General features: G+C 60.0%; 24 protein-coding genes. 14 read left to right on the top strand and 10 right to left on the bottom strand.

Annotated features, from left to right (window positions below):
• The first annotated feature begins 193 nt into the window (after positions 1 to 193).
• From AUR_RS18845 to AUR_RS20760, 4 genes are all read left to right on the top strand, one after another.
• Complete coding sequence (locus AUR_RS18845) at positions 194 to 1,612, top strand: MFS transporter (protein ID WP_062096466.1); 1,419 nt, start codon at positions 194 to 196, stop codon at positions 1,610 to 1,612.
• A gap of 116 nt (positions 1,613 to 1,728) precedes the next feature.
• A complete protein-coding gene (locus tag AUR_RS18840) occupies positions 1,729 to 2,541 on the top strand; it encodes a sugar phosphate isomerase/epimerase family protein (RefSeq protein WP_062099138.1) in 813 nt (270 codons plus the stop codon).
• Between the two features lie 143 nt (positions 2,542 to 2,684).
• On the top strand, positions 2,685 to 3,473 hold the full coding sequence (locus AUR_RS18835; RefSeq protein WP_062096463.1) for an SDR family NAD(P)-dependent oxidoreductase: 789 nt from the start codon (positions 2,685 to 2,687) through the stop codon (positions 3,471 to 3,473).
• A 947-nt stretch (positions 3,474 to 4,420) separates the two neighbouring features.
• Positions 4,421 to 4,555 (top strand): hypothetical protein, encoded by a 135-nt coding sequence (locus tag AUR_RS20760; protein ID WP_277749653.1) that lies wholly within the window; start codon positions 4,421 to 4,423, stop codon positions 4,553 to 4,555.
• 1,096 nt (positions 4,556 to 5,651) lie between these two features.
• Here AUR_RS20760 and AUR_RS18825 read toward each other — a convergent pair.
• Together AUR_RS18825 and AUR_RS18820 are read right to left on the bottom strand one after the other, a co-directional pair.
• A complete protein-coding gene (locus tag AUR_RS18825) occupies positions 5,652 to 6,092 on the bottom strand; it encodes a hypothetical protein (protein ID WP_241650973.1) in 441 nt (146 codons plus the stop codon).
• Between the two features lie 95 nt (positions 6,093 to 6,187).
• On the bottom strand, positions 6,188 to 6,376 hold the full coding sequence (locus tag AUR_RS18820) for a hypothetical protein (RefSeq protein WP_128397281.1): 189 nt from the start codon (positions 6,374 to 6,376) through the stop codon (positions 6,188 to 6,190).
• A 137-nt stretch (positions 6,377 to 6,513) separates the two neighbouring features.
• Between AUR_RS18820 and AUR_RS18815 the strand changes: the two genes are divergently transcribed.
• Positions 6,514 to 6,936, top strand: coding sequence for a pyridoxamine 5'-phosphate oxidase family protein (locus AUR_RS18815; protein ID WP_062096458.1), 423 nt, complete (start codon positions 6,514 to 6,516; stop codon positions 6,934 to 6,936).
• Between the two features lie 45 nt (positions 6,937 to 6,981).
• Positions 6,982 to 7,839, top strand: coding sequence for a diacylglycerol/lipid kinase family protein (locus tag AUR_RS18810; protein WP_308292715.1), 858 nt, complete (start codon positions 6,982 to 6,984; stop codon positions 7,837 to 7,839).
• A gap of 367 nt (positions 7,840 to 8,206) precedes the next feature.
• Here AUR_RS18810 and AUR_RS18805 read toward each other — a convergent pair whose 3' ends face one another.
• The 3 genes from AUR_RS18805 to AUR_RS18800 form a co-directional block, all read right to left on the bottom strand.
• Complete coding sequence (locus AUR_RS18805) at positions 8,207 to 8,431, bottom strand: lipopolysaccharide assembly protein LapA domain-containing protein (RefSeq protein WP_308292716.1); 225 nt, start codon at positions 8,429 to 8,431, stop codon at positions 8,207 to 8,209.
• Positions 8,432 to 8,654: 223 nt separating this feature from the next.
• On the bottom strand, positions 8,655 to 8,984 hold the full coding sequence (locus AUR_RS20800; protein WP_308292717.1) for a fatty acid desaturase family protein: 330 nt from the start codon (positions 8,982 to 8,984) through the stop codon (positions 8,655 to 8,657).
• Positions 8,885 to 9,664: a fatty acid desaturase family protein gene (locus tag AUR_RS18800; RefSeq protein WP_321171944.1), complete on the bottom strand. Its 780-nt coding sequence runs from the start codon at positions 9,662 to 9,664 to the stop codon at positions 8,885 to 8,887. Before AUR_RS18800 ends, AUR_RS20800 begins: the two co-directional genes overlap by 100 nt.
• A 679-nt stretch (positions 9,665 to 10,343) precedes the next feature.
• Between AUR_RS18800 and AUR_RS18795 the strand changes: the two genes are divergently transcribed.
• From AUR_RS18795 to AUR_RS18785, 3 genes are all read left to right on the top strand, one after another.
• On the top strand, positions 10,344 to 11,417 hold the full coding sequence (locus AUR_RS18795) for an ANTAR domain-containing protein (RefSeq protein ID WP_062096451.1): 1,074 nt from the start codon (positions 10,344 to 10,346) through the stop codon (positions 11,415 to 11,417).
• 310 nt (positions 11,418 to 11,727) lie between these two features.
• Positions 11,728 to 12,744: a magnesium and cobalt transport protein CorA gene (locus tag AUR_RS18790; RefSeq protein ID WP_062096449.1), complete on the top strand. Its 1,017-nt coding sequence runs from the start codon at positions 11,728 to 11,730 to the stop codon at positions 12,742 to 12,744.
• A 654-nt stretch (positions 12,745 to 13,398) separates the two neighbouring features.
• Positions 13,399 to 13,809, top strand: coding sequence for a magnesium transporter CorA family protein (locus AUR_RS18785; RefSeq protein WP_128397280.1), 411 nt, complete (start codon positions 13,399 to 13,401; stop codon positions 13,807 to 13,809).
• 127 nt (positions 13,810 to 13,936) lie between these two features.
• Here the strand turns inward: AUR_RS18785 and AUR_RS18780 are convergent, their stop codons facing one another.
• Entirely contained in the window at positions 13,937 to 14,674 is a 738-nt protein-coding gene (locus tag AUR_RS18780) for a GAF and ANTAR domain-containing protein (RefSeq protein ID WP_241650972.1), read from the bottom strand.
• A 167-nt stretch (positions 14,675 to 14,841) separates the two neighbouring features.
• Here AUR_RS18780 and AUR_RS18775 point away from each other — a divergent pair, with 167 nt between their 5' ends.
• Positions 14,842 to 15,036, top strand: coding sequence for a hypothetical protein (locus AUR_RS18775; protein ID WP_128397279.1), 195 nt, complete (start codon positions 14,842 to 14,844; stop codon positions 15,034 to 15,036).
• Positions 15,037 to 15,125: 89 nt separating this feature from the next.
• On the opposite strand, the gene AUR_RS18770 is transcribed toward AUR_RS18775, so the two are convergent.
• Both AUR_RS18770 and AUR_RS18765 read right to left on the bottom strand, forming a co-directional pair.
• Positions 15,126 to 15,587, bottom strand: a complete 462-nt coding sequence (locus tag AUR_RS18770; protein WP_128397278.1) for a winged helix-turn-helix domain-containing protein — start codon at positions 15,585 to 15,587, stop codon at positions 15,126 to 15,128.
• Positions 15,571 to 15,783: a response regulator gene (locus AUR_RS18765; RefSeq protein ID WP_062096438.1), complete on the bottom strand. Its 213-nt coding sequence runs from the start codon at positions 15,781 to 15,783 to the stop codon at positions 15,571 to 15,573. Before AUR_RS18765 ends, AUR_RS18770 begins: the two co-directional genes overlap by 17 nt.
• Before the next feature lie 742 nt (positions 15,784 to 16,525).
• On the opposite strand from AUR_RS18765, the gene AUR_RS18760 reads away from it, so the two are divergent.
• The 4 genes from AUR_RS18760 (at position 16,526) to AUR_RS18745 (ending at position 20,055) form a co-directional block, all read left to right on the top strand.
• Entirely contained in the window at positions 16,526 to 16,780 is a 255-nt protein-coding gene (locus AUR_RS18760) for a hypothetical protein (protein WP_128397277.1), read from the top strand.
• 311 nt (positions 16,781 to 17,091) lie between these two features.
• Entirely contained in the window at positions 17,092 to 17,352 is a 261-nt protein-coding gene (locus AUR_RS18755) for a hypothetical protein (RefSeq protein ID WP_062096436.1), read from the top strand.
• An 820-nt stretch (positions 17,353 to 18,172) separates the two neighbouring features.
• Positions 18,173 to 18,379: a GGDEF domain-containing protein gene (locus AUR_RS20625; RefSeq protein WP_062096434.1), complete on the top strand. Its 207-nt coding sequence runs from the start codon at positions 18,173 to 18,175 to the stop codon at positions 18,377 to 18,379.
• A gap of 1,190 nt (positions 18,380 to 19,569) precedes the next feature.
• Positions 19,570 to 20,055: a DUF4145 domain-containing protein gene (locus tag AUR_RS18745; protein ID WP_062096432.1), complete on the top strand. Its 486-nt coding sequence runs from the start codon at positions 19,570 to 19,572 to the stop codon at positions 20,053 to 20,055.
• A 465-nt stretch (positions 20,056 to 20,520) separates the two neighbouring features.
• On the opposite strand, the gene AUR_RS18740 is transcribed toward AUR_RS18745, so the two are convergent.
• Both AUR_RS18740 and AUR_RS18735 read right to left on the bottom strand, forming a co-directional pair.
• Positions 20,521 to 21,072, bottom strand: a complete 552-nt coding sequence (locus AUR_RS18740; protein WP_164888707.1) for an HNH endonuclease — start codon at positions 21,070 to 21,072, stop codon at positions 20,521 to 20,523.
• A gap of 137 nt (positions 21,073 to 21,209) precedes the next feature.
• Positions 21,210 to 22,376, bottom strand: a complete 1,167-nt coding sequence (locus tag AUR_RS18735) for an AAA family ATPase (protein WP_164888706.1) — start codon at positions 22,374 to 22,376, stop codon at positions 21,210 to 21,212.
• Between the last annotated feature and the right edge of the window lie 133 nt (positions 22,377 to 22,509).

Here is a 22,509-nt window from a genome sequence, read left to right as displayed (position 1 = left end):
AACCGATCTCATTGGGCCCTGGGACTCATAAAAACCTTTCCGCTATCAGCAAGCAGCGCCCTTACGCCGCAGCAATCGCGTCGCGGGCCTTCGACCCTGTCGGACCAGTTAGACAGCAATCCTCGCCTCCGCCGTAGGAGCCGGGAACCAGCACTATAACCACAGCGCCAAACGTGAAAACATGGAGAGTTCAATGAAGACCTCAAAAGAAGCCGTCGGCAGTCCCGACACTTCAGGGCGTCCCGAAACGTCCAAGCACCCACGCCGCACCCTGAACCTGGTGGCAGGGACGATCGGCCACTTCGTCGAGTGGTACGACTGGTACATCTATGGGCTGCTCGCGGCGGTGTTCTCGTCGCAGATATTCCCCAGCGACTCCCCGTTCGCCTCCCTGATTGCCGCACTCCTGACCTACGCCGTCGGGTTTGTTGTCCGGCCGCTTAGCGGCATCATCATCTCCCCACTGGCAGATCGTTTTGGACGACGGATCATCTTGACTCTGTCCGTCTCCGGAATGGCGCTCGGCTCACTCATCATCGGCCTCACGCCATCATTTGCGAGCATCGGCTATGCGGCGCCCGTCCTCTTCCTGGTTGCGCGCATCATCCAAGGCATTTCGGCGGGCAGCGAGGGCCAGAGCGCCATCGCGTTCATGGTCGAGCACGCTCCAGCAAACCGAAGGGGCCTGTTTGGTTCCTTCACCAACATGGCCAGTGGCCTTGCGACCCTCGCAGCTACCGGCGCAGCCGCAATGGTGACGTCATCATTCTCGACGGCCGACCTCGCCGCCTGGGGCTGGCGCATCCCGTTCGTTGTGGGCGGCATCCTCGGCATCGTCGGCCTCATCATGCGGGCCCGTGCTGAAGAAACGCCTGAGTTCGAAGCCGAATCCCTTGTCGACCAGAAGTCTGCTGCGGCCCGACTGATGGACCTGCTTCGCGAGCACCCGAAGGCCTTGCTTCAGGCAGCAGCGCTTTCCGCGCCGGCCGTTGCCTACTACACATGGGCCACCTTCCTTCCCACGTACGCCAAACTCACCAGCGGTCGGGACCTCTCGTCCACGCTCGCCGGAAGCGTAATCGGGCTGGCCTTGCTCGTCATTGTCGTGCCGATCTGCGGCGCGCTTTCCGACCGACTTGGCCGGCGCAAAATCTTCCCGATCATCGGCGCCATCGGCATGATCGTGCTCTTCTACCCCTTGCTTCTGCTCCTCAACCAGCCTGGCTTCTGGGTATACGTCCTCGTATCGGCCTCCGGTTGGGTTGTTCTCGGTATCTGGCAGTCGGTCTATCCGACCATCCAGGCCGAACTCTTCCCGGCATCCGTCCGGGTTTCCGGCATCGGTTTCGCACATCAAATTGTGATTGCCGTCTTTGGTGGCACCGCACCGCTCATCGCCGCCGCTTTCGTTGGCGCCGGACAGCCGATGCTCGTCGCCGTCTACATGATCGTCGTCGTCGCCCTCTGCCTCGTCGTTTACTTCACGCTGCCGGAGACCGGCAACCGAGGTGACCGTCCCACTGTGGCCCTCGTTGACCCGGAAGTACTCGAAGGGCAACAGCTGACTACGGGCACGACGTCGATGGTGGACGCATCCAGGATCGCCAAATAGACAGCAGCCACGGAGCAGTTGCGGCTCGGCCACAGCGCAAAATTCCTATCGCGTTATGAAGAACAGCTTTCTTCTATATGGCGCGGAACCGAGAGGGTTTCACCTACGTGAAAAGCATGATTATCAATACGTTTTCATATCTTTGGTCAGCGACAGCGATCGATGCGATAGCAGAGCTTGTCGACAACGGCTACAAAACGTTCGAGGTTCCGGTCAGTTCTCCGCACTGCTGGCCGGATGAACTATCAAGCCCCGAACGCACGGAAATCCAAGCGAAACTGGACCAATACGGCGCCAAAATAAGGTCCTTGAACGCGGGTGGGTATGACATCAACCTGGCCAGCCCCGGCGCCAACATGCGCCGCAAGAGCGTTGACCACATCAAGTCAGTGATTGACCTGGCCTGCGACTGGGGCGTACCCGAGGTTGTCATATCCACCGGCACGCGCCGTCCCATGATTTCACCCTCGCTCGAAAGCGTCCACGGATGGATGTATGAAAGTCTGGAAGGTCTAATCCCTCTGGCCAAGTCGGCTGGCACACGATTGCTCTTCGAAAACACCCCGTACTGCTTCACCCCCACCATCCAGGACTTGGCCGGTGTCGTCAGCACGATCAACGACGATTCAGTCAAGATCGTTTACGACGTCGCCAATGCTGCCTATATCGGTGAGAATCCTGTGGCCAGCCTGCGTGAGCATCACGAGTCCATCGGCCTCGTGCACATTTCAGACACCGGCATCGAAAGCTGGGGTCACGATCCCATCGGCACCGGAGTTATCGACTGGGATGGGCTGGGCAGCGTCGTCAGGAACACCTGCGGAGTCAAAAACGTCGTTCTTGAAATCATCCGCGAGGAAAACCCAGTACAAGAGTTTGCGAAGGCAATGCAAGACCTCAAGAACCACGGCTGGGAACTCGAGAACTAAAACCACGAAAACCCGAACTCACAATGAGTTCAAATAACTTAGTGATTCACGAGGCGAATAACTTTGCAATGTGCTGGTATGGAACACCTTGGCGCAGACATAGCCATTTTTCGTTTGAATCCGCATCAAGAGGAGTATGGACAGTGAGAGCTTTGGTCAGTGGCGGAAGTAGTGGAATCGGTGCAGCTGCCTCCCTGAGGCTCGCAGAGGCGGCCCTGGCTCGAGGTGAGCGCCCGATGATCGCCGTATGCGGCCACGACACAAACAGCAACCAAGACGAAGTTGTACGCTCAGTCGAGTCGTTGGGCGGTACCGCCATTGCGCTAGCGGGAGACCTCGGCGACCCCGACGTACCGAGCCAGCTCGTAGAAGCTGCCGTCGCAGAATTCGGCGGCTTGGACGCCCTGGTAGCCAATGCCGGCGTTGCCAACCCCGGCGCCATGTGCGACGTATCCCTTGAAGACTGGGACGCAATGTTCTCGGTGAACCTCCGCGGACCATGGCTCCTAGCCAAAGCAAGCTACCCGCACCTGAAAACCAGCCACGGAGCCGCATGTTTCACCTCCTCAATGTCAGGGCAGATGCCACATGCCGGGTCAGGCGCATACAGCCCAACCAAAGCTGCCTTGACCATGCTGGCACAGACACTTGCCTTGGAATGGGCGCCGGACGGCATCCGTGTCAACGTCGTGTCCCCCGGCATGACTCAAACGAGGATGACCGCAAAGATGTATGAAGATCCAAAAATCAAGAAAGCCAGAGAAGACATCATCCCGCTGGCAAGGATCGGAGAACCAGTAGACATTGCCAACGTGATCGAATTTCTCGTGAGTCCTCTCTCGGGCTACGTCACAGGGCAAGACATCTGTGTCGACGGCGGCTTCTCCAAGTCCATTCTTAGCCATATCCCCGGGCGACCCAGCTCGAAGTAGCAGTTCTGATGTCCGTCATGGACCCGCAGGGCCATACCAGCGGGTCCATGACTTTAGACATCCGATTCGAATTACCATTACACGAGGAGTCGACTTGTATATGGCAAAGAGCCTTCTGGACGGCACCGAATGGACGGCAACAGAATTTGCTGGACTTCCGCCGGAAGATCAGAAAGCAGCCCGCCAAGAATTGGTATGCCTGTCCTGTGACGGGCGCGCTGTGTTCCGAGCGGGACAGAAGCGCCAGCCCTTGTTTGCTGCCAGACACACGCAGGACTGTCAACTGATTTCGAGGCCGTGGAGCGCTTTCAAATTCCTTGCAGAGACGGAACGCCGCACCGAACAGGTTGACCCACGTTCCCCCATGATGAACAAACATACGTCGACAGCAGCATCTATCCAGCTGACTGAGACGAGGACGACGATAGTATCTCCTGCCGGTGTTGTTCGCCGCTCTGCTGTTGCTACTGACATCGTGCGGCAAACCTGTTCAGGCCCTGGCGAATCTGAAGAGGAGCGCAGATGAAGCCTGAAGCCTCTTGACCAGGGCGGCGGACCCTTCGGAGTTCAAAAGCCTGTCCACGAGGATTGATGACATGCTGAAAGAGGTACCGGAAGGAACCTCACTGAGTGCTTCCGAGAAGGCAACCGTTGATGCCGCCGCGCAGCGCGCAGCGACCCTAAAACAAGTTGCTGCAATGTTAGGCGTCTCAGATGAAGTCATGAGTTTCAGCAGCAAGGACGCGGTCGAACTTGTATCAGCTTCACTGATTGAAACGCCCTCGCAAGCGTTCAGGCAGCACTTGGATGCCACGGCACGGCGGCTACTGAAAAGCACTACTTGCTCGCTGTACGCGGATGGAATGTCAGGGACTTCGAAGAGCTCAACTAGCCCACTGCCAGGGATCCCCTCCTCTGGCCCCTCCCAGCTCCCGACACACAAAACTGTGCGGGAAGAGTTTCGGAGAGCCACAGCGACGGCCAACTCCCAGCTGGCTGCAGTCAACGAAGTAGTGGACCTCACCGGCCTCTCAAGTGAGCTCCTCGACACCGTCGCCGGCTACGTGAGCAAGGTCAAATAGGCGATGACGGCTGCTACGTGGGAAAGCTCCGGAGCTTTCCAGGTGTACTGGCGCGACTGCCTGCGGTAGCGAGCCCCCATAGCCGCACTCTTGTTGTCGAGTATCTTCCTTAGCAAAGGTGACGCTGTGCTGAGTGAGCGGGTCGTCGGTCAAGAGGGGCAAGGCCCCGAAGGGAACTCAAACTCCCAGACGGACTCAAGGGCGTCGCCTGTGAGCCCCGTGCCTACGTTGAAGATCGAGTCGCCGATACCACGGCCCAAGAGGAGCACGCTTTCCCGAGAAAAACCCGACATAGCCACCAAAAAGTCATGTCCGAGTGGCCTCAGCCCACCATGAAGTTTGAGCGGTCTACAGGGGCGGCGGAACACCAGAGACGGACATCAGGCCCGCCCAGAGCCAAGCAAGCGGAGCGCCCAACGCAAGGACGCTGAGCCGGGTCCCCTACCCAAACTGAACAGGCCGCACGCGGCGGCCAGGCACCGTCCGGGACCACAAATCAGTGGGAATTGTCAACGTTTGTCAACAGTTAAATGCAAAAACCCCTCCGAAGAGGGGTTATGCCGTGCCCGAGGTGGGACTCGAACGCCATTCCCGGCCTTGCCGTTGCCCGGATCCCGCGGAAACGTGCGGGATCCGGGCCAGTCCGGCGCCTGTTCGGGCCAGTCCGGGGTGGAAACTGTGGACATTCTCCACACTCTCTTTGCCGCTGTCGGCGAACGTCGGGTCGCTGCCCATGACCGGCAAATCGGGGCATGCCACAGGAACTGGTCGGTAGCCGAATAGCGAAATGCAAGCACCCGTCATCAGATAGGGGACACTTCCAAGCGAGAATGCAGCCCTGATATGCCTGCAGCCGGTCACCTGATCCTTGATAGCCGGAGGCGGGCCGCCCGAAGACTGCGTTGATTATTCGAGGCCGCGTCCCGGTCATGCAGTACCTCGCGCGGAGGGTCGGTCGAGGGTGCGGCATCTCTTGGTTCCTTCCACCGGGGAGGGTCTTGCAGTCCCGCGGTTCACTACCTTCGGGTGGAGCTTGGGTGCTGCCACTGTTCGCTGAGTTCCTTCAGGTCAGCAAAAGCACCCTGGGGTGTGGGCCTTAGTCGAAGCGGACTTCTGCGGCGGATGCGCGTACTGCTTCGAGGCGGTGTTCCTCGATCAGGCCCAAGGCGTCCAGTTCCTCTGCCCGGTTGGTGCGTTCAAGTGAGGCTTGTTCAGAAATTTCGCGCAGGATCGTGCCCACGAGAGTGGCCAGGCCTGCCTTGAGTTCTTCCAGGTTCGTGTTGGTGATCAGGAGCCGCCGGTCCGAGACCCGCAACTTGACTTCGCTGTAGCCCGCATCCGCCAGGCGCCTGGCTAAGTCGCTGCTGTGAAGGAGATCGAGTTCCCTGGGCTCAGGTCTGCGGGAGAAGACGGCAGGGACGGTGTAAAGCGCGGAACCTTTCGCCGTGCCGATGTCGTGCGGCAAGGCCGAGGCGAGGACACCGCTGAGGGTGAGGACGCTGCTGGCTTGAACGGGCTGGTTCTGGGTGGTGGTCATGGCGTGGTGCCCACGTTTCTTTGGATGCACCGGCGGATCCGCGAAAACCTGGGGGCGGCGGTGGCTGCATTTAGGCGGTCCCGAAACCGGGCCGCCTAGGGGAGGTCGCTGCCTATGGGCCGTTCTGCGGATGCAGCACGGTCATGGCCGCCCTCGTTGTCCCAGCTTTCCGCAGCGTCCTCCTCGATGCTTCTTGGGGTCGCATCGGGGGTTTTCACGGGCGCATTTGCGGGGCTCGGCTCTTTGCTCGGGGTTTCGGAGAGATTGTCATAATGTCCCGACATATATTGAGTCTACACGCTTTCGGTCGGTTTGGGCAGGATCTTCCATGGCGGGTGTGGTGGGGAGAGAATGAAATCGATCGCGCCGTGCCCGGGCGGGCAGGTCATGGGCTTTGAGAGCAGCGTGGAACGGAGACGTGATGAGCGTTGAGCAGGAGGATCCGGTGGTCGTGCTGGACGGGGCCCAGTCCTGGGATTTGCTCAGCGGGTCAGAGCTTGGCCGGTTGGCGGTCAGTGTCGGAGACCAGCCGGAAATCTTCCCCATCAATTATCTGGCCCATGACGGGCGAGTCCTTTTCAGGACGGCCCAGGGCAGCAAACTTGTCAGCCTGACCATCAACCGCCATGTGGCGTTGGAAACGGACGGTTACACGGCCGATGCGGCCTGGAGCGTTATCGTGAAAGGAACCGCGCGTTCACTGGAACGGGAAATCGACATCGAAGCGGCGAAAAAGCTGCCGCTGCACTCCTGGATCCCGACGATCAAGTACGTCTTTGTTGAGATCACCCCGGAGCAGATCACGGGCCGCAGATTCACCCGCGGGCCGGAACCGTGGCGGTGAGGAACACTGTCTGATCCGTCTACTCCGGGGCGGTTCGACCGGATCGTGCTGATCTTCAATCCTAAGGGCAGAAGCGATCCGGGACGCCTGGCCAGGCAGTTGAGTCAAGACCTGCGCGCCCGGCTGCCCGCGATCCCGGTCAGTCTGGAACCTACCGGTTTCGCCGGGCATGGCAGAGCACTGGCGCGCGAAATGGCCTCTACTGGTCGGCCCTTGATCGTTTCGATCAGTGGCGACGGCGGCTACAACGAAGTCATTAATGGTGTGATGGATGCCGGGGGCAACGCGGTCTGCGCGGTCATGGCCGGAGGCAACGCCAACGACCACCGACGCAGCACCAGTACGATGCCGCTGATCGAGGCCATCATTGGTGCCGAAGTCCGCCGGCTTGACCTGCTGGAGCTACAGATCGGGGAAGGCCCTGGTGCCTGGTCCCGGTATGCCCACTCATACATCGGCTTCGGGCTCACCCCGGCCATGGCCACGGGCATAGAAGAAGGCACCAAGGGCAGGCTCTCCGAGCTGATCTCCGTCACCCGGACCGTCTCACGCCTCCGGCCCATCGAGATTGCCCGTACCGATGGTGCCCGTGCCACGTTCGACAGCCTCGTGCTGGCCAACATCGCCCACATGGCCAAATACGGCAGGATCAGTGAAGCAGGGGAACCCAACGACGGCATGTTCGAAGTCATCATGCTTCCCCACGCCAGTAAATGGCGCATCGCCTTGATGACTCTTCGGGCAGTTACCATCGGGCTTGGAGCCCAACAAAGCGTTAGCCGTTACGAATTCCTCACCCTCGATCCAATTCCACTGCAGATCGACGGTGAAATCATGCAGATCAACGCCCACACCTCCGTCCTGGTCCAAGCCCGACACCAGGCCCTGGCCACCCTCGGATAGGCAACGGAACGCAGCGTCGCAACAACATCACAAGCTGGTGATGTCGATAGCCATACGGGGATTATCAACAATGAGGCTGATATGACCGTACCTGAACCTCTGCCCGTCGCCTGTGCGTTGCCGGGTCCTGGATCGAACGGGCCGGGGATCACCCGTGGGGAAACGCTACACCGTGCTCTTTGGCGGGCCGTACCGAGGCTTCCCGGAAAATGGTCACCACGCTGTCGGGCACAGCATTGGACCCGATGAGCTGTCCGTCGCCGAGCCTTGGAAGAATGACGGCAGCGTGTGGAGGTTTGCCGGTTGCATGGAGGCCCTGCGGGCCTGAATGCCGTCAGCACTCCTTCATGGCCTGGTGAAGCACCGGCTAGCTACGTTTGTGGAGCCGCACGTTGCGGGCGTTGGAGCGGAGTTGGATGATTCTTGCTGCTCCGGCGACCGCTACGACGATTCCACCTGCGACGCTGGCGATGAACAGGGCCATTCCCAAGGAGAGCGTGCCTTCGAGGCCGAAGAACCTGACGCTGGCAGGTTCCTGGTTCTGCAGGATGAAAATGATCAACAGCACCAGCAGGACAAGGGCCGTGGTCACGGCCACCCAGACCATCCCGGATCGGGTTGGTTTGGGTTTGGGCTCAGTGTGAAGGGCAGGTGCCGGTCCCGGGGGTGGCCCGGTCGGGGGTGTCTGTTCCGGCGGGGGCCCTCCCGGTGTGAGTGGTTCCGATGCCATCATTGCTTCCTTTCCGTGCACGTCAAGTCTCCGCTTTTGGTTCTGCGCGGACGCCTGCCGGGGCAGCAGGTGCCAGGGGTCGGGCTCAGCGTGGTCTGTGGTTTCCTGCTACGGGGCATTCGAACGGACCACCGGCGAACAGGCCCACGGCGTTCAGGTAACGAACCACGATCGCGTAGGAGTCGATGAGGCTGGTCTCGGTGTAGGGGATACCCTGCTCTTGGCAGGTGGAGCGCACCAGCGCTGCGGCGCCGTGCAGGTACGGTCGAGGCATGTCCGGGAACAAGTGGTGCTCGATCTGTCGGTTCAGCCCTCCTATGAGGATGTCCATGAACCAACCCCCGGCGATGTTGCGTCCGGTGAGAACCTGTCGGTGAAGGAAATCCGCTCTGCTGGAGGCCGGCAGGATGGGCATCCCCTCGTGGTTTGGAGCGAACGAGGCGCCCATGTAGACCCGAATACGCCAACTTGCACGCCCAGGAACGCGAATGCCATGCCGAGCGGTAACAGCCAGAACACCAGCACGGGAACAACGAGTAGCCGCATCGCCAGAAGCGGGATCTCAACCCAGCGATGATCGACGCTTCCGCGGCGGACCAAGTACTTCTGGGAGTCCACGTGAAGGCTTAGACCCAGGAAGAACAGCAACGGGAACAGCAGCCACCCCTGTCGGCGTGTCACCCGGATCATGAAGCCGCGCCGCGAAGCGGCGGCCTGGGGGTGGAAGGCGATCGCCCCGGTGTGGATATCCGGATCCCTGTCTATCATGTTGGGGTGGTTGTGGTGGCGGGTGTGCTTTTGCGCCCACATGGCGTAACTGATCCCCACCAATCCGGCGCCGAGCAGGCGCGCTGCCCATTCGTTCGTGACTTTTGACGTGAAGACCTGACGGTGTGCAGCTTCGTGGGCGAGGAATCCGAACTGGGTCAGCACCACGCCCATGCCGGCGGCAATCAGCAACTGGAACAAGGTGTCCTCAAGCAAGAAGAAACCGCCCCAAATGCCTGCCCACGCCACCACGAGAACGGCGAAGAGGGTGATGTAGAAGCCGCGCCTGCGTCGCAGAAAGCCCGCGTCCCGCACCTGTCCCAGCATTGTGAGGTAGCTATTCACCACCTGGTTCGGGGGCTGGCGCCGCCGAGGGTTTTGTGGCTGCGACGGTGCTTTTTCCATGATGCCTCGAACCGTTCGGGGGTCAGCGTGATGCTCTGTCATTGGCACTACTTACCCTTGTCCACACAATACGCCTGCGTGGGCTTCAGCGGAGCGGCCCCTGTGGCCCACACTCCGCCCACACCACTGCCGCCAGCCAGGATCGCATCCGGCACGCTGATCAAGGGAAAGGCTTCGCCGTGACCGACAAGTCGGGGGCTTCATCTGTGGCTCAGGGAACCTCCACGGGAACCCGCGAAGCAGCTGCCCATGAAGACGAAAAATGCTGCCCGTTTGTGCACGCCGGGCCTAGGAGGCTGAAGTCGTCACCAGCCCGCTCAGGGACGCCGGTGCTGTCCCGGCAAAGTCTTCTGAAAGTTCAAGCGGCAGCGGGAAGCTGCCATAGCCCGCACCGCTGCACGGGGCCCTCCGGCTTCGCCTGTCCCGCCCTGTAAGTCGGGACCATAGATACCCGCCCCGGCAGGGGCGTAGTCTGGGCTTACGGCCAGTTACAGCTGCAGCAGAAAATGTTGACTGCGGATGCAGGCGTAACCTGCCCTACACATTAATCGTGCAGACTTTTCGTCGCCTGGCTTTCTTTCCGGCTTGAAGCCTTCACCAGATGAAGCCCCTTGGGGCCTGGAAGGTCTGGATCATGGCTGGATACTTCGAATTATTTACCGATCATCAATCCCACATCCGTTTCCGGCTTCTCGCTCCCGGCGGGGGGCTCCTGGCCGTCTCAGGACCGTTCGGTGATACAAAGGCCGCAGCCGCTGCCATACGTGATGTGCGCGAGTGTGCCGGGACCGGCCTCATTCAGGACCATAGCCTCGCCGCTCCTGTTGATGACCCGGAGACCCCGGTTGAGCTGGCCCGCTCCCGGAACCACCTCCGGGCGGCAGCCGCCAAGAGAAGGGCCGTGGCAGCCCACCAGGCCTGGCAAGACCGCGGAGGGCTGGACGTAGTCATGATGGAAAGAGAACACGTACGGGATATCCTCACCGGCCTGGCAGCCCAGGTTGTGAGCAGCCTCTCAACAACGATCCCGGGGGTGTCCTGCGGTTTCAGTCTGTTCCGCCCGAAGCGGTCACCCGCGTTTGGAGGCAGCGGGGCGCTGGCGTTTGCGTTGAACGATATGCAGGACAATCTGAGGCAGGGACCTGGAATGACGGCCAGGGCCGGACAGGCGCCGGTCCTCGTCGGCGACTTGACCAATGACTGCCGCTGGCCGGTACTGACCGGAGCAGCTGCGGGCATGGGCATCACATCCGTTCTCGCCGTTCCCGCTCCTGCCGAGGGCGGAGCCAGCGTCATCTTGACGTTGTGCGGCGACCGGCCGGACGCCTTGAGCCTTGACAAGATTCGGGCCGCTGAACAATTTGCCGGTCAGGCCGCAAGGACCCTCCGGACTGCCCTGCGGGTCGAGGAACTCAAGGACTTGGCCGAGGACCTCCAGACAGCCCTTGCCAACAACACAGTCATCGATACGGCACTGGGCGTCGTGATGGCCCAGAACCACTGCGGCCACGACACTGCCTTCGACATCCTCGTGCGCGCAGCCGACAGCAGGAACACCAAAGTGCGCGACGTCGCCGCCGCCGTCGTCGCCTCGGTCTCAGCTGCCCGTTTCCATTCGCGGCAGGAATGCATCAGGCAAATTCAACACCGTTGGGCTCAGTTCCGAGGGAAGTAGGCCACGCGGTCCGCGCCTACAGACGATGGCAGAGACGGACCTGTCTTGGCATGAAGAAAAAGGGGCCCTGCGGCTATCGTGGCCGGGATCGATCCCGGGCATGAGCCAAGGAATTGGAATCCATATCCGGACCTGCACCTCCGGATCCCCAGCAATCTGGCCCCGCCCGGTGCGATGAATTGCTTCAAAACCCTTGCCAGCGAAAACGGCATCGTAGACCGGCATCCTAATGACGACGATTAGCCTCCGGATACCGTGGACCAGCCACGCGCGCGACAACTGCCTGAGGGAGCGGAAAGGACGGACTCTGATGACCATAGTCGACAATGCCGTCTATGTTGACGGCCGGCGAACCGACACCCCAAAGAACCTGGATGAGATGTACGAGATGCTGCGGGACCGAAGCGGGATGGCATGGATCGGGCTTTACCGCCCGGGGCTGGAGGAACTGAGATCAGTGGCGGAGGAGTTCTGCCTACACGAGCTCGCCGTGGAAGATGCGCTCAACGGTCATCAGCGGGCCAAGCTCGAACGTTATGGGGACACGCTGTTCACCGTTCTGCGCCCGGCACGGTACCTCGATGACGTGGAGAAGGTCGAGTTCGGCGAGCTGCACGTATTCGTTGGGCCTGACTTTGTTGTTACGGTCAGGCATGCGGAGTCCCCGGACCTGGTAAAAGTCCGCCACCGCCTCGAAGCTGCCTCTGACCTTCTAGCGCTGGGTCCGCAGGCGGTGTTGTACGCGATCCTGGACGAGGTCGTGGACGGGTACGGGCCTGTCGTCGCGGGGTTGGAAAACGACATTGACGAAATCGAGGACGAGCTGTTCAGTGCCGGACCTGACGTGGCCCGGCGCATCTACGAACTCTCCCGGGAAGTCATCGAGTTTCAACGCGCCACCCATCCTCTGAGAGCCATGCTGGAGGCCTTGGAACGCGGTGCGGAGAAATACCATCTGGACCTGGAGCTGCAGACCCGGCTTCGGGATGTCCATGACCACATCATCCGTATCGTGGAGCGGGTCGATGCTTTCCGCGTCCTGCTCCAGAGCGCCCTGACAGTTCACGCAACCCTGGTAGCCCAGCAGCAGAACGCTGAAATGCAGCGTCTCTCGGAGTCGAGCCTGGCCCAGAACGAGGAAGTCAAGAAGATCTCCTCCTGGGCGGCGATCCTCTTCGCCCCGACCTTGGTGGGGACCATATATGGGATGAACTTTGACCACATGCCCGAGCTGGCCTGGCCCATGGGCTACCCAGCCGCGGTCGGCCTCATGCTTGCGATGGGCGTTGCCCTGTATCTGTCATTCAAACACCGTCAATGGCTCTGAACCGCACCGCTCTGGAAACCTCAAGACGCGAACCAGAACCGAACCACTGATAAACGCCAGCGCCTTGCAGCATCCGCGGCCTACGGTAAACGAATCGCAGGACAAACGGCCAGAGGGCCGGAACGACCAGCTGGGGATGCAGAACCCTACGCTGCCGCGCTATCTGACGCAGTGACCCCGACCACCAGTACAGCAAGGAACAGAAGTTCGAGGAGGAGCCCACCCACCGATCCGCACCTACGCGCCGGTCGTCCCGGCCTGGTCGACAGTGGCGTATCCGGCCGGTGAGCAGGTCTCGTCGCCCGTAACCCTGCCTGATACCGTCCTGAGCTGAACCATTCCCCGGCTCGAGGGAATGGATCTGTCTGGTCCGTCCAGAGGCTTCCGGGCCGCAGTCCCTAGCCGCTGAAATCGACCTGCACCGACCTGCCGTTGAAGACGCCGTCCTGACCCATCACCGATCCAAGCCTGAACGCGACCACGAGAGCCTGTTCGTGGTCCTGCGGGCCGCCCCTCTCGAGTCACGCGAATAAATCGAAGTCAGCCAACTCCACGTCTTTGTCGGCCCCGAACTTCATCATCAACGTCCGGCACCGCGGGTCCCGCACCTGGCCCGGTGGGCCGTAGGCCTGAAACGACGCGAACCTGCTGCGATTGGGACCCGAAGCTGTGCCCTGCGCCATCCTGGAGACCGTTGTCGGCGGGCAGGCGCCCGTGGTCTTCCGGGCTCCCTTCAGCATCAATCCGAACATTACCCTCGGGCTGGAGAACCACAATGACGAAATCGAAAACGAAGTCTTCGGCGGGGATCCCGCAGTCTCCCCGGCGCCCCCACAAGTTCTCCCGCGAAGTCATCGACATTCCCGTTCCACGCATTCGCTCTCCGGCATCCTTGAAGCCCTGGCAGGCGACTTCACCAAGGAACACCCGCAACCTCCTGGCCCCGCCGGCCACGGCAGTGGTGCCGTTTCCTTGGCTTGCCCTGGGCCCGACCCTCTACCCGAACGCCGTCGTCGAAGCACGGCTCGGCATCCCTCCTGGCCCCGGCACCACGTTCACCTGTGAAATATGGGTCGCTACGTCACGAGTCATGCCGGCTGTGCATCAGGAACCTTTGCGATCCCGCGCCCGGAGTCTTAATGGTGCCGACTGCATGAGGGGCCCCTTGCCGGATGGCAGGTGGTCTCAGTGGTTAATCATCGAATTGGAGGTTGGGAATGCTGGTCCCGCTGAAGCGGGAGACGATGGACTCGGCCACGGCGTGGATTTTCTGGTTACGATGGCTCGAGGCTGCCAGCAGGTACCTGAAAGCTTCTTCGGGGGAACATTGATTCTGCGCCATGATCACGCCGCTGGCCAGGTTGATCACGGTCCGGCTGGCCATGGCAGCTTTCAGGTCCTCGTTGAGTCGTTCAACGGATTCGATCCGGATCGCCAGGCGGAGGGTACTGCCGGCGACGTCAGCGAAAGCAGCGGCCTCATCGATCACCCTTTCGGTGAACAACCCGGGTGCGGGGGCGAAAAAGTTCAACACCGCCTCGGAGGTCTCTCCCAGGTCCATCGGGACCCCCAGGGCGCTGTGGCAGCCCGCTGATGCCAAGGCTTTGCTGTACTGGGGCCATGAAACATCGGTTGCCACGTCCTTTAACACCACGGGGCAGCCACGGTCGAGGGCCTCCAGACACGGGCCCTGCCCGAGGCTTTGTTCAATGCGATCAAGTTCGACCGCTCTGTCGCTGCTGCCGGCAACGGTGGCGGTCCGTTTCCGCCGCCGTAGCGTCACGGCGCAATCGATTGGTGCCCCCGCAGCCTCGGTCATGGCCTTCGCCGCGAAACGCGTCACGCCCTCCAGGATGGTGCGGATATCCGAGGTGCCCGTGACAAGGTCATGAAGGCTCAAGATATGCTCGGCGTGCACGGTCGGTTCCATGAGAACCATCCTAAGAACTCAACCTCCGTACGTCACTCATCAGCGGCCACCAGCACTTGTTGCCCCCGTCCGCTGCTCTCTTTACCTCTCCGGGAAGCGGAGAATACCCTTTAGTAAGGTGCCTGATAATTTTCCGGTAAGGTGTAACCATTATGGGGTGAGCGGCCATGAACGACCCGATGCGGACCGCGCGGCTCCTTATGGAAGAGCCTGCCACGACCCTTGAACGCTTGTGGGTCGGGTACTGGGGAAATCGCGGCAACGCCTCCATGATCGATTTCGACGCGTATATTCACGAGGTGCGGACAAGGCCGGAGTTCGACCGAACAGTCCTCACCTGGGCGATCGACGAAACCCGCTAAGCAGCCCAACCACACTCTCAGCCCTCATCTGACGTTCCGGCCTCTGTCCACGCCCCGTGCCGGCCCATGCGGCGAGGCTGCCCGGGGTTTCAGGCGGCCCTGATGCGGTAGCCTGCTCCGCGGATGGTCTCAATCCGTTGTCCATGGCTGCTTGGCGGGCCCAGTTTCCGGCGCAGGTTTGAGATATGGACGTGGATCGCCTGGGCATCGTGCGTACTCCTCGACGGCGCTTGCTTGGGCTCTTCATCGTGCAGCGTCTGGATCAGGTCACCGGTGCTGACAGTCCTAGGGGCCGACCGGAGAAGTGCCTGAAGGAGGATAAATTCCGACCGGGTCAGGTGGACCTGCTCGCCGGTCCGGCCCACAGTGCGGTCCTGCTCGCTCACCACCATGCCCTGGTATGTCAGCGACCCGGCCTGGGCCGTGAACCCAGGGTCCGGCTCTGCCGCCCCGGCACCAGCCCGTCCCGCGCCCGTGTCCCCGCCGTCTGTCCGGTGCTGCCACTGCCGGCTGGCCGGCCTGCGCAGCAAAGCCTCAATGCGGTACCTCACTTCCCGGGGCCTGCACGGTGTCAGCCTCGGAATCAAGGGCCGTGAGGATCATCAAGCGGGCATCACTGATCCGCCTCATGCGCCCGATGAGGGCGCAGCCATAAACATCGGGCAATGTCAGATCCAGGATGATGGCCACAGGCCGGAAACGCAGCACGCCGTCGAGACCGGCAACACCCGACCGGTAAGGGAACACTCAGAAGCCGGCCGCACCCAGTATTCCTCGAAGGAGGACATGAACATCAGGGGCGTTGTCTATCACGACCACGGAAGGGCTTGTGATCTGCGGTGCGGGTTGTTCCATGGCGTCAGCCCCTGAACGGAGCGGTAGCCCCTTAGGGCCACCACGTTACAGCAACGGACCCCTCGGGCCCGGGCAATCGACGTCCCCGGAGCGGAAACAGAAAGCAAGGCGGCCCCCGTAGGATGACTTTGGGTCAGGCTCGCTGGCGCTCTCGGGCGTACAGTCACCCGTGAACTCAACGAGGACACGTACCGGGCCCTTGACCCCCTTTGGGGTGGGGCATCACGGGCCCGGGGTTGAAAAAGCTCTCAGCATATCCGGGCACCGGTGGTGGTTTGTAGAGTTACCGGACCGACGCGCAGCTGCTCAAGAACTTCAAAACCGACGCGTTGCCGGGGCAAGGTGCCAACTTCCATTCCTTTCGTTCCCCTCGCGTTCCTCACGGCAGGGACCGCGAAAAGACTACTACTGATACAGCTCCACTGATGGGCAAAGCACTGGGCACCGGCTCATAGATGCGAGTATCAGCCCGAGCGCCTCATGCCCCCGAGCCGCCGGTACTGCCCGACGCCCCGACCTTCCCGCCGCCAGGAATTCTGCTTTCTTGACCGGCAGGCGCATCCCCCTGCTATGGGTGTACGGTTGGGATCGCGGGAGATATCTGCTCCCCGGTCAGGAAACCGCGAGGTGCCATATGAACGAATACGAAGCCTCACTCGTCATCAAAGCCGGGGCCGAGCACCTCTCAGCGGCCTCATCGGACCCTCGGTCAGAGGAAGGATACACAGCCGTCAAGGCCAACCTTTCGGAAGCGTTGGAACACATGGCTACTGCGCTGGGAAACTTTGAAGCCAACTCAGTTGCCCCCGATCATTCGACCGGCTGGCTCCAAGACCTTCGCCGTGTTGCCGACGACTTGATGGACAACGGACCTGACCACCCTCACTAACGCTGCGCCGGTACAAAATCCTCGCTGAATATCGTTCAGCAGCAGCGTTCACCGACTGATTCGCTCACGGGCGGGTGCTCCCCCAGCTCAGAAGGCCGCAGCGCACGAACACTTTACTCGTCGAAACTCACCCACTGCGCCTTGTCATGGCGGTAACCGCCAGAAGGCGATGGCGACACCGACCTAGGCCCTGCGATAAAACATATAGTGCTCTTTCAGGTGCTTGCTTCCGCAGGGAGGTGTAGAGTTCAACTATCAGGAGGCTGATGATTGTTCTATGAGGCCGCCGCCGGTACCACGGAAGGCACCTCATGGACAGCGCAAGGCAAGCGGCGCACGAGTACCTGAACCAGCATCACCTCGGTACTGACGAACTCTGGCTCCACTATTGGTCCAATGGCGGACAAACCGGGTGCTCGGACTTCAGCGCTTACCTGGATCAGGTTCAGGACCCAGCCGACGGAGAGCAGCAAGTCCTGATCTGGGCGCTGCAGGACCTGGTCGCTAAAGACGCGCAATGGCCGGCCCGACCACCAACTGCAGCAGGTTCCAAGTCCGGACCCCAGCCCTGAAACCAGCCGGAAGGTGCAAATAAGAGGCAAGCCCGCGCCATGGAAGAGGACCCCGGCATCGATGACCTCCCCGGCGGCATCCCGCGGCAAAACAATTTTCTCTTGCGCAACGAGAGAATTGGCGAGAGTTTAAATCCTCAAGCGACGTCAGCCCTTGGCCGTGCTTTGCCCCACCGGTCCTCCGACGCAGGTAGCCCTACCGGACCCCGACGTAGATGCACACCTGTATCGGGCAATCGGGGAAAGACTTCCACAACGGGGCCACCGGAAAAGCCTCTCCCCCGCCCCCGGCCACGCCAGAACTCCAGGCCGGGCCGAATCACCCTTGCTGGCCATCAACAGACCTCAATCTTCCGCTGCCTGTACTCCCGGAATAGGGCCTGCAGTGGGATTTCGTCGGCTTGTTACCAGCATATGTAGAGCTTTACACCATTGCTGGAAACGCCAATCCGACTTGACTGATCGGCGGGCGTAACCGTTCAATCGGCTGGCTCCAAGACCTTCGGCACGGTGCCGATGACTTGGTCGACAAACCAGACTGAAACTTCCATGAGCGTGGGCATCGGAATGGCTTCCTACGAACCCTGACGACTTGAGCCCGGCTATCCCCGGCCAGGATCCCCATGGTCCTGGCCTCGGGGTCGCTGGCGGCCTTCCACCTCCTGCGTTGGATCGCGTGCATGGTTAAAAGCCATGATGGACAGACCTTCACCACGGTCTTCGGCTCGGCTGTGACCACACTGGTCACGATGGTCCTGCTCGTGGTGGTCTCCACCAGCATGTCCGCCCTCAGCAGCGTGCAGCAACACGTACACTGCGCGTGGTCGCATCGCACGACAACCTCACGAACCTCCTCAACCGCAAGGCCTTCCTGGATCTGGCCGCCGAGCCCTTCGCCGATCACACCGTCATCCCCGGCACCGGCACACTCACCATGGCCGCCCTCGACCAATTCAAAGCCATCACCGACACCCACGGTCATGACGCCGGGGACAACGCCCTTCGCGGATCGCCGACGTCTGCCTAGCCAGACTCCACCTGACCGACCTTACAGGACGCTACGGCGGGGTAGAGTTCATCCGCTTGCCCCCCGGATCAAGTCCCGCACAAGCCGAAACATTCGCAGCTGAAATCAGCAAGACGGCAGAAACCCAAGGTCATAGACCTCAACCGGACATTCCGTTGGACTCGAGGCAAGACAGCCCTGGCGCCCTCGTCGCTGTAATGCGACTGCCTACCAGCCGCGAAACGAAGCACCGGCAGAGCAACACGGATTTGGCCTAGGTCATGTGGCCGCATCCGGCGAGCGGAATGGACACGTGACTGCAAGAAAAGAGCAGACCGCGGTCAGCAACAAAACAGACGTCAGTGTGCAGATGTACACACCCACTTAGGCCCTGCAAAGCGACTCTTAGGTGCCGTGAGGGGAGGAATATCCGATGGCTGAACCGACGAACAGAAATCTTCCGAAGTCATGTCGTACCCAGTCCCCCGGGCTCATGAACATGTGTAGGCCACTCCAGACCTACCGGACAGAACAGAAAGAAGGAACACGAATGACCCCAGCGTAGAGCCAGCGGAGCGCCCACACGCCCGGGCACTGACCCCGCTCCCCCACCCAAACTGAACAGGCCGTTCCCGGCGGCCAGGCACCATCCGGGACTCCCAAATCCGAGGGACTTGTCAACATTTGTCCACACTTAAAAGCAAAAAACCCCTCTGACGAGGGGTTATGCCGTGCCCGAGGTGGGACTCGAACGGGATTCCTAGCCTTGAAAACACTGGGAAGCGGCGGAAACATGCGGAATCCGGACCAGTCCGACGGCTGTACAAGCCAGTCCGAGGCGGAAAGTGTGGACATTGTCCACACTTATTTTTGCGCCTCAGCGACAAGCTGTTGATCTTGCTCATTTACACCGAAGCAAAAGCATCCGTGAGTGCGGTCTCAGAAAACAGCGCAAGTACGTCCTTGGATCCTAACAGGCTGCATCGCTAGCAAGTCTCCGCCAAGTGGACCACAGAGGACACTACTGTGTTGATATGAAGGTTCAAGAGGCATACTTCCGAGATTGTCCGTGGTGCGGGGTCAAGCACGCCGCAATGCACCCCATGTGGTCCCGAGTTGGTATTCGAAGCGCCAACTATGCTAAGCGAACTTGGCTAGTTATGGCTTGCCCTCGATGTGCGGGCGTAGTCTCTGTCGAGGTGGAGATTCTTGTGACCAATAACCACTCTGATGAGCAACCAGTCCCCAACACTTGGGAGGTACGCGAACTGAGAGCGATACCGGAAGGGGAGCATAGGCAGTACCAGATCAACCATCTCCCGGAGGATGTTGAAAAGTTCTTCGTCGATGCTCTACGAGTCATGGAAGCCGGAGTTCCGGACGCCGCGGCTGTTCAACTGCGGCGTACCCTGGAGGCGGCCGCAGCCCACAAGGGTGCAAGCAAACGGACACTGGTACAGAGCGTCGAACAGATGATTGCAGACGGCTTGGTGACTCGAGACTTTGGAGACGTTCTCACTCACGTGCGAAAACTCGGCAATATCGGCGCTCACTATTCGGACGAGACGTTGAGTCCCCAGGAGGTAAGTCGTGCGCTAAGCTTCACCACTCAGTTCTTAAGAAACGTATTCGAAGTACCGGGTGAACTGAACTTGCTCAATTCGGCAGCTGGGGACAGCGACACGTCGGCCCACTAGTTGCTTCCGCGCCGTAGGACTCAAAAACGTGCAGTCCGCTGTAATCGTTTGGCCATAACCAGCCATTTTGTGATGACCTTGAGAGAAGTCAGTCAACTGCCAAGCCCAGAGGCCGCGTCACCTCACTGGCCGCCTCAGGATCAGAGAGTCACGGCTGACGGCTGCGATGACACGGCTACACTATGCCGCCGATCACTTCGCCGTGGCAAAGTTACTCTCCTCATGCATCGAGAGAGACCCAAATCGCGAATTTCGGCCCACGCATATCACCCTGCCGCCGACATCTTCCACATCGATCATTGTGGCGCATATGTTGGGACTGGAAGAAGCCTCCTGCTCCATCCGCCCCTGCGATCCCGCCAAGCCGTGGCACCCGCCTTATAAAAGAGCAGCTCAACTCTAAATGACTAAAGAGCGCCGCGCGGAACGGACAAACATATCAACTATGCGAGCCGCCCGCTCCTATCAAGAACCCGTAATTTGCATTTCCCGAACCAACTGCGAAAATTCCGCCTTCGACCCACTAAAGTCATCTAGGGCTGCAATAAACTTCAGGATCAAGCTCTGATTCCCCTTACCCATCAATTCGCGCATTGTGTCGATGGCGCGACTCTCTTTCGCATCCATTGCGAGTTGAGCCTTAATTTCAGCCAAGCGCTTCAGGCGACACATTTCAATCGTCTTCTTCGCTTTAGCACTGCCTTTCCGAGGAATAATTACAAGTGAATCTTCATCCATATAAAAGTGATCCTCCCACTCATCAAAATAGGGGTGGTATGCCTCATAGTGTCGCGCCTCAGAGGGATACGAGGCGTGCTTAACGGCCTGTCTAGTGCGAGGATCTGCTTTTCCTTTTGCCTGGTTACAACCCCAACAACAAAGAGCTAGGTTCTTCGGGAAATAGGAATAATCTGGGACGACTGATTTCGGCACAATATGATCAATGTTCCAGTGGATCGCATGCTGGTCAATGATCTGCTGGCGACAGTACACACAGCGCTGACTTTCATTGGCCATGTGAAACTTCTTCAACCGACTTCGTACGGGCTCCAAATCCGATGCACCCCAGTCAGCACCCCACAAATCCTGACCATCTCCGACGTGTGACCGAAGCGCCTGGGAGTCTTCGGGCAGGTACTCATATTCCATAGAACTCATCGCGAAACGGAACCCACTTCACTGTCGTCGGCATGCTTTGCCGCGCGGAGTAGGCTTGCAACGAGCCTTCCGAACGGCTCGTCCTTAAGCTCAATCGCTGCAGGAGATATCACCTCAACTGCATGCCGAAACGCATCACTGGATATTTCCCCGACTGAGGCCAAATCAAGCGCTCTTGCCAACTCCTTCTGCAAGAAGAGATTGCCGCTCTCATAAACCCCAAACTCTCGTACAAGCAATTCGTCGACAGAGTCCCCGCCGTAGTTGGAACTTACTTCCGGGCCAACAGACGCCAGATCCAACGAAACAGCATTCGCGTTGGTTTCGGACATGCCCGCAACGACGGAGGGGGAATGTGTAGCAACCAAGAAGTGGCATCCCGTATAACTCGAGAATAGCCGCTGCGCAAGGCCTAGATAGGCCGCTTGCCATTCTGGGTGAAGACTTATCTCCGGCTCATCTATCAAGACAAGTGCGCCATCGGTTATCGATGCTGCAATACCTAAGAATGTGGTGGCAAGAGAGATTTGCCCTGAACTAGCTTCGCGGAGATCAAGCAAGGCTCCGTCTCCGAGCCTCTTCAAGATAACTGACTCGAGACGAATCAAACCGGCACGCCGCAACAAATTGGAATCTGAAAATTCGCGGCTTGCATTCGACTTAGCACCGATGTTTTCTTTTGAGAAGTCGGCTTCAATCTCCCAGAATAGGCTTTTCGACGAAGTAATCTTCGCTGACGCAACCGCAGCATCCAGCTTTTCCAAAACGTCAGGATCGTGGCGAAGTAGCCCTTCAATTCGATGGCGTGCATCAGGCCCTAACGAACCTTGCACGTAGAGACTTGACGGTGATTCACCCTGACGTAGGTGCCTCAAATACCGCCAACCGTAACGATGCGTCAGCACTTCCCGGTATCCAAGAAGCCTAAATACAGTGGCAACCGCATTTATTCTCCGCGCGTCTCCCGCTTCCGCCGCACTGAGCGCTTGAAGTGCAGATAGAAGGGGCGCGATTCCGGACGCCCTGCCCGTCGCATCTCTTAGTCCAAAATAGTAGTAATAATCATCAGGCAGAGGATACCGGCGAGCATTTGGGAACTTATCGTTGGCCGCAGCACTTGCAGCAATAATTCTGGATGGGAATTCCGCCTGTTCGATCGCCACCTCTACCCCATCCTTGAAGACAGCAACCTTCTCGCGCCGATCAGTTCGTACTAAGTATTGAGTATCGCCAACCGAGTAGCGAACCTCCCAGAGCTTTCTCGCTCCTCGAGTTCGAAGGCGACCTTCACGGCTC

The sequence above is a fragment of the Paenarthrobacter ureafaciens genome (genome assembly GCF_004028095.1).
Classification (GTDB): Bacteria; Actinomycetota; Actinomycetes; order Actinomycetales; family Micrococcaceae; genus Arthrobacter; species Arthrobacter ureafaciens.
The sequence above is the reverse complement of the archived record's forward strand: the minus strand, read 5'-3'. Positions and strand labels throughout refer to the sequence as shown.

Bases quoted from the DNA above. Each gene is read 5' to 3' on its own strand.
- AUR_RS18845 (WP_062096466.1), top strand. From the start codon at position 194: ATGAAGACCTCAAAAGAAGCCGTCGGCAGTCCCGACACTTCAGGGCGT.
- AUR_RS18840 (WP_062099138.1), top strand. From the start codon at position 1,729: ATGATTATCAATACGTTTTCATATCTTTGGTCAGCGACAGCGATCGAT.
- AUR_RS18825 (WP_241650973.1), bottom strand. From the start codon at position 6,092: ATGACCACCACCCAGAACCAGCCCGTTCAAGCCAGCAGCGTCCTCACC.
- AUR_RS18820 (WP_128397281.1), bottom strand. From the start codon at position 6,376: ATGTCGGGACATTATGACAATCTCTCCGAAACCCCGAGCAAAGAGCCG.
- AUR_RS18815 (WP_062096458.1), top strand. From the start codon at position 6,514: ATGAGCGTTGAGCAGGAGGATCCGGTGGTCGTGCTGGACGGGGCCCAG.
- AUR_RS20800 (WP_308292717.1), bottom strand. From the start codon at position 8,984: ATGCCCATCCTGCCGGCCTCCAGCAGAGCGGATTTCCTTCACCGACAG.
- AUR_RS18800 (WP_321171944.1), bottom strand. From the start codon at position 9,664: ATGCTGGGACAGGTGCGGGACGCGGGCTTTCTGCGACGCAGGCGCGGC.
- AUR_RS18795 (WP_062096451.1), top strand. From the start codon at position 10,344: ATGAAGCCCCTTGGGGCCTGGAAGGTCTGGATCATGGCTGGATACTTC.
- AUR_RS18790 (WP_062096449.1), top strand. From the start codon at position 11,728: ATGACCATAGTCGACAATGCCGTCTATGTTGACGGCCGGCGAACCGAC.
- AUR_RS18780 (WP_241650972.1), bottom strand. From the start codon at position 14,674: ATGGAACCGACCGTGCACGCCGAGCATATCTTGAGCCTTCATGACCTT.
- AUR_RS18775 (WP_128397279.1), top strand. From the start codon at position 14,842: ATGAACGACCCGATGCGGACCGCGCGGCTCCTTATGGAAGAGCCTGCC.
- AUR_RS18760 (WP_128397277.1), top strand. From the start codon at position 16,526: ATGAACGAATACGAAGCCTCACTCGTCATCAAAGCCGGGGCCGAGCAC.
- AUR_RS18755 (WP_062096436.1), top strand. From the start codon at position 17,092: ATGGACAGCGCAAGGCAAGCGGCGCACGAGTACCTGAACCAGCATCAC.
- AUR_RS18740 (WP_164888707.1), bottom strand. From the start codon at position 21,072: ATGGCCAATGAAAGTCAGCGCTGTGTGTACTGTCGCCAGCAGATCATT.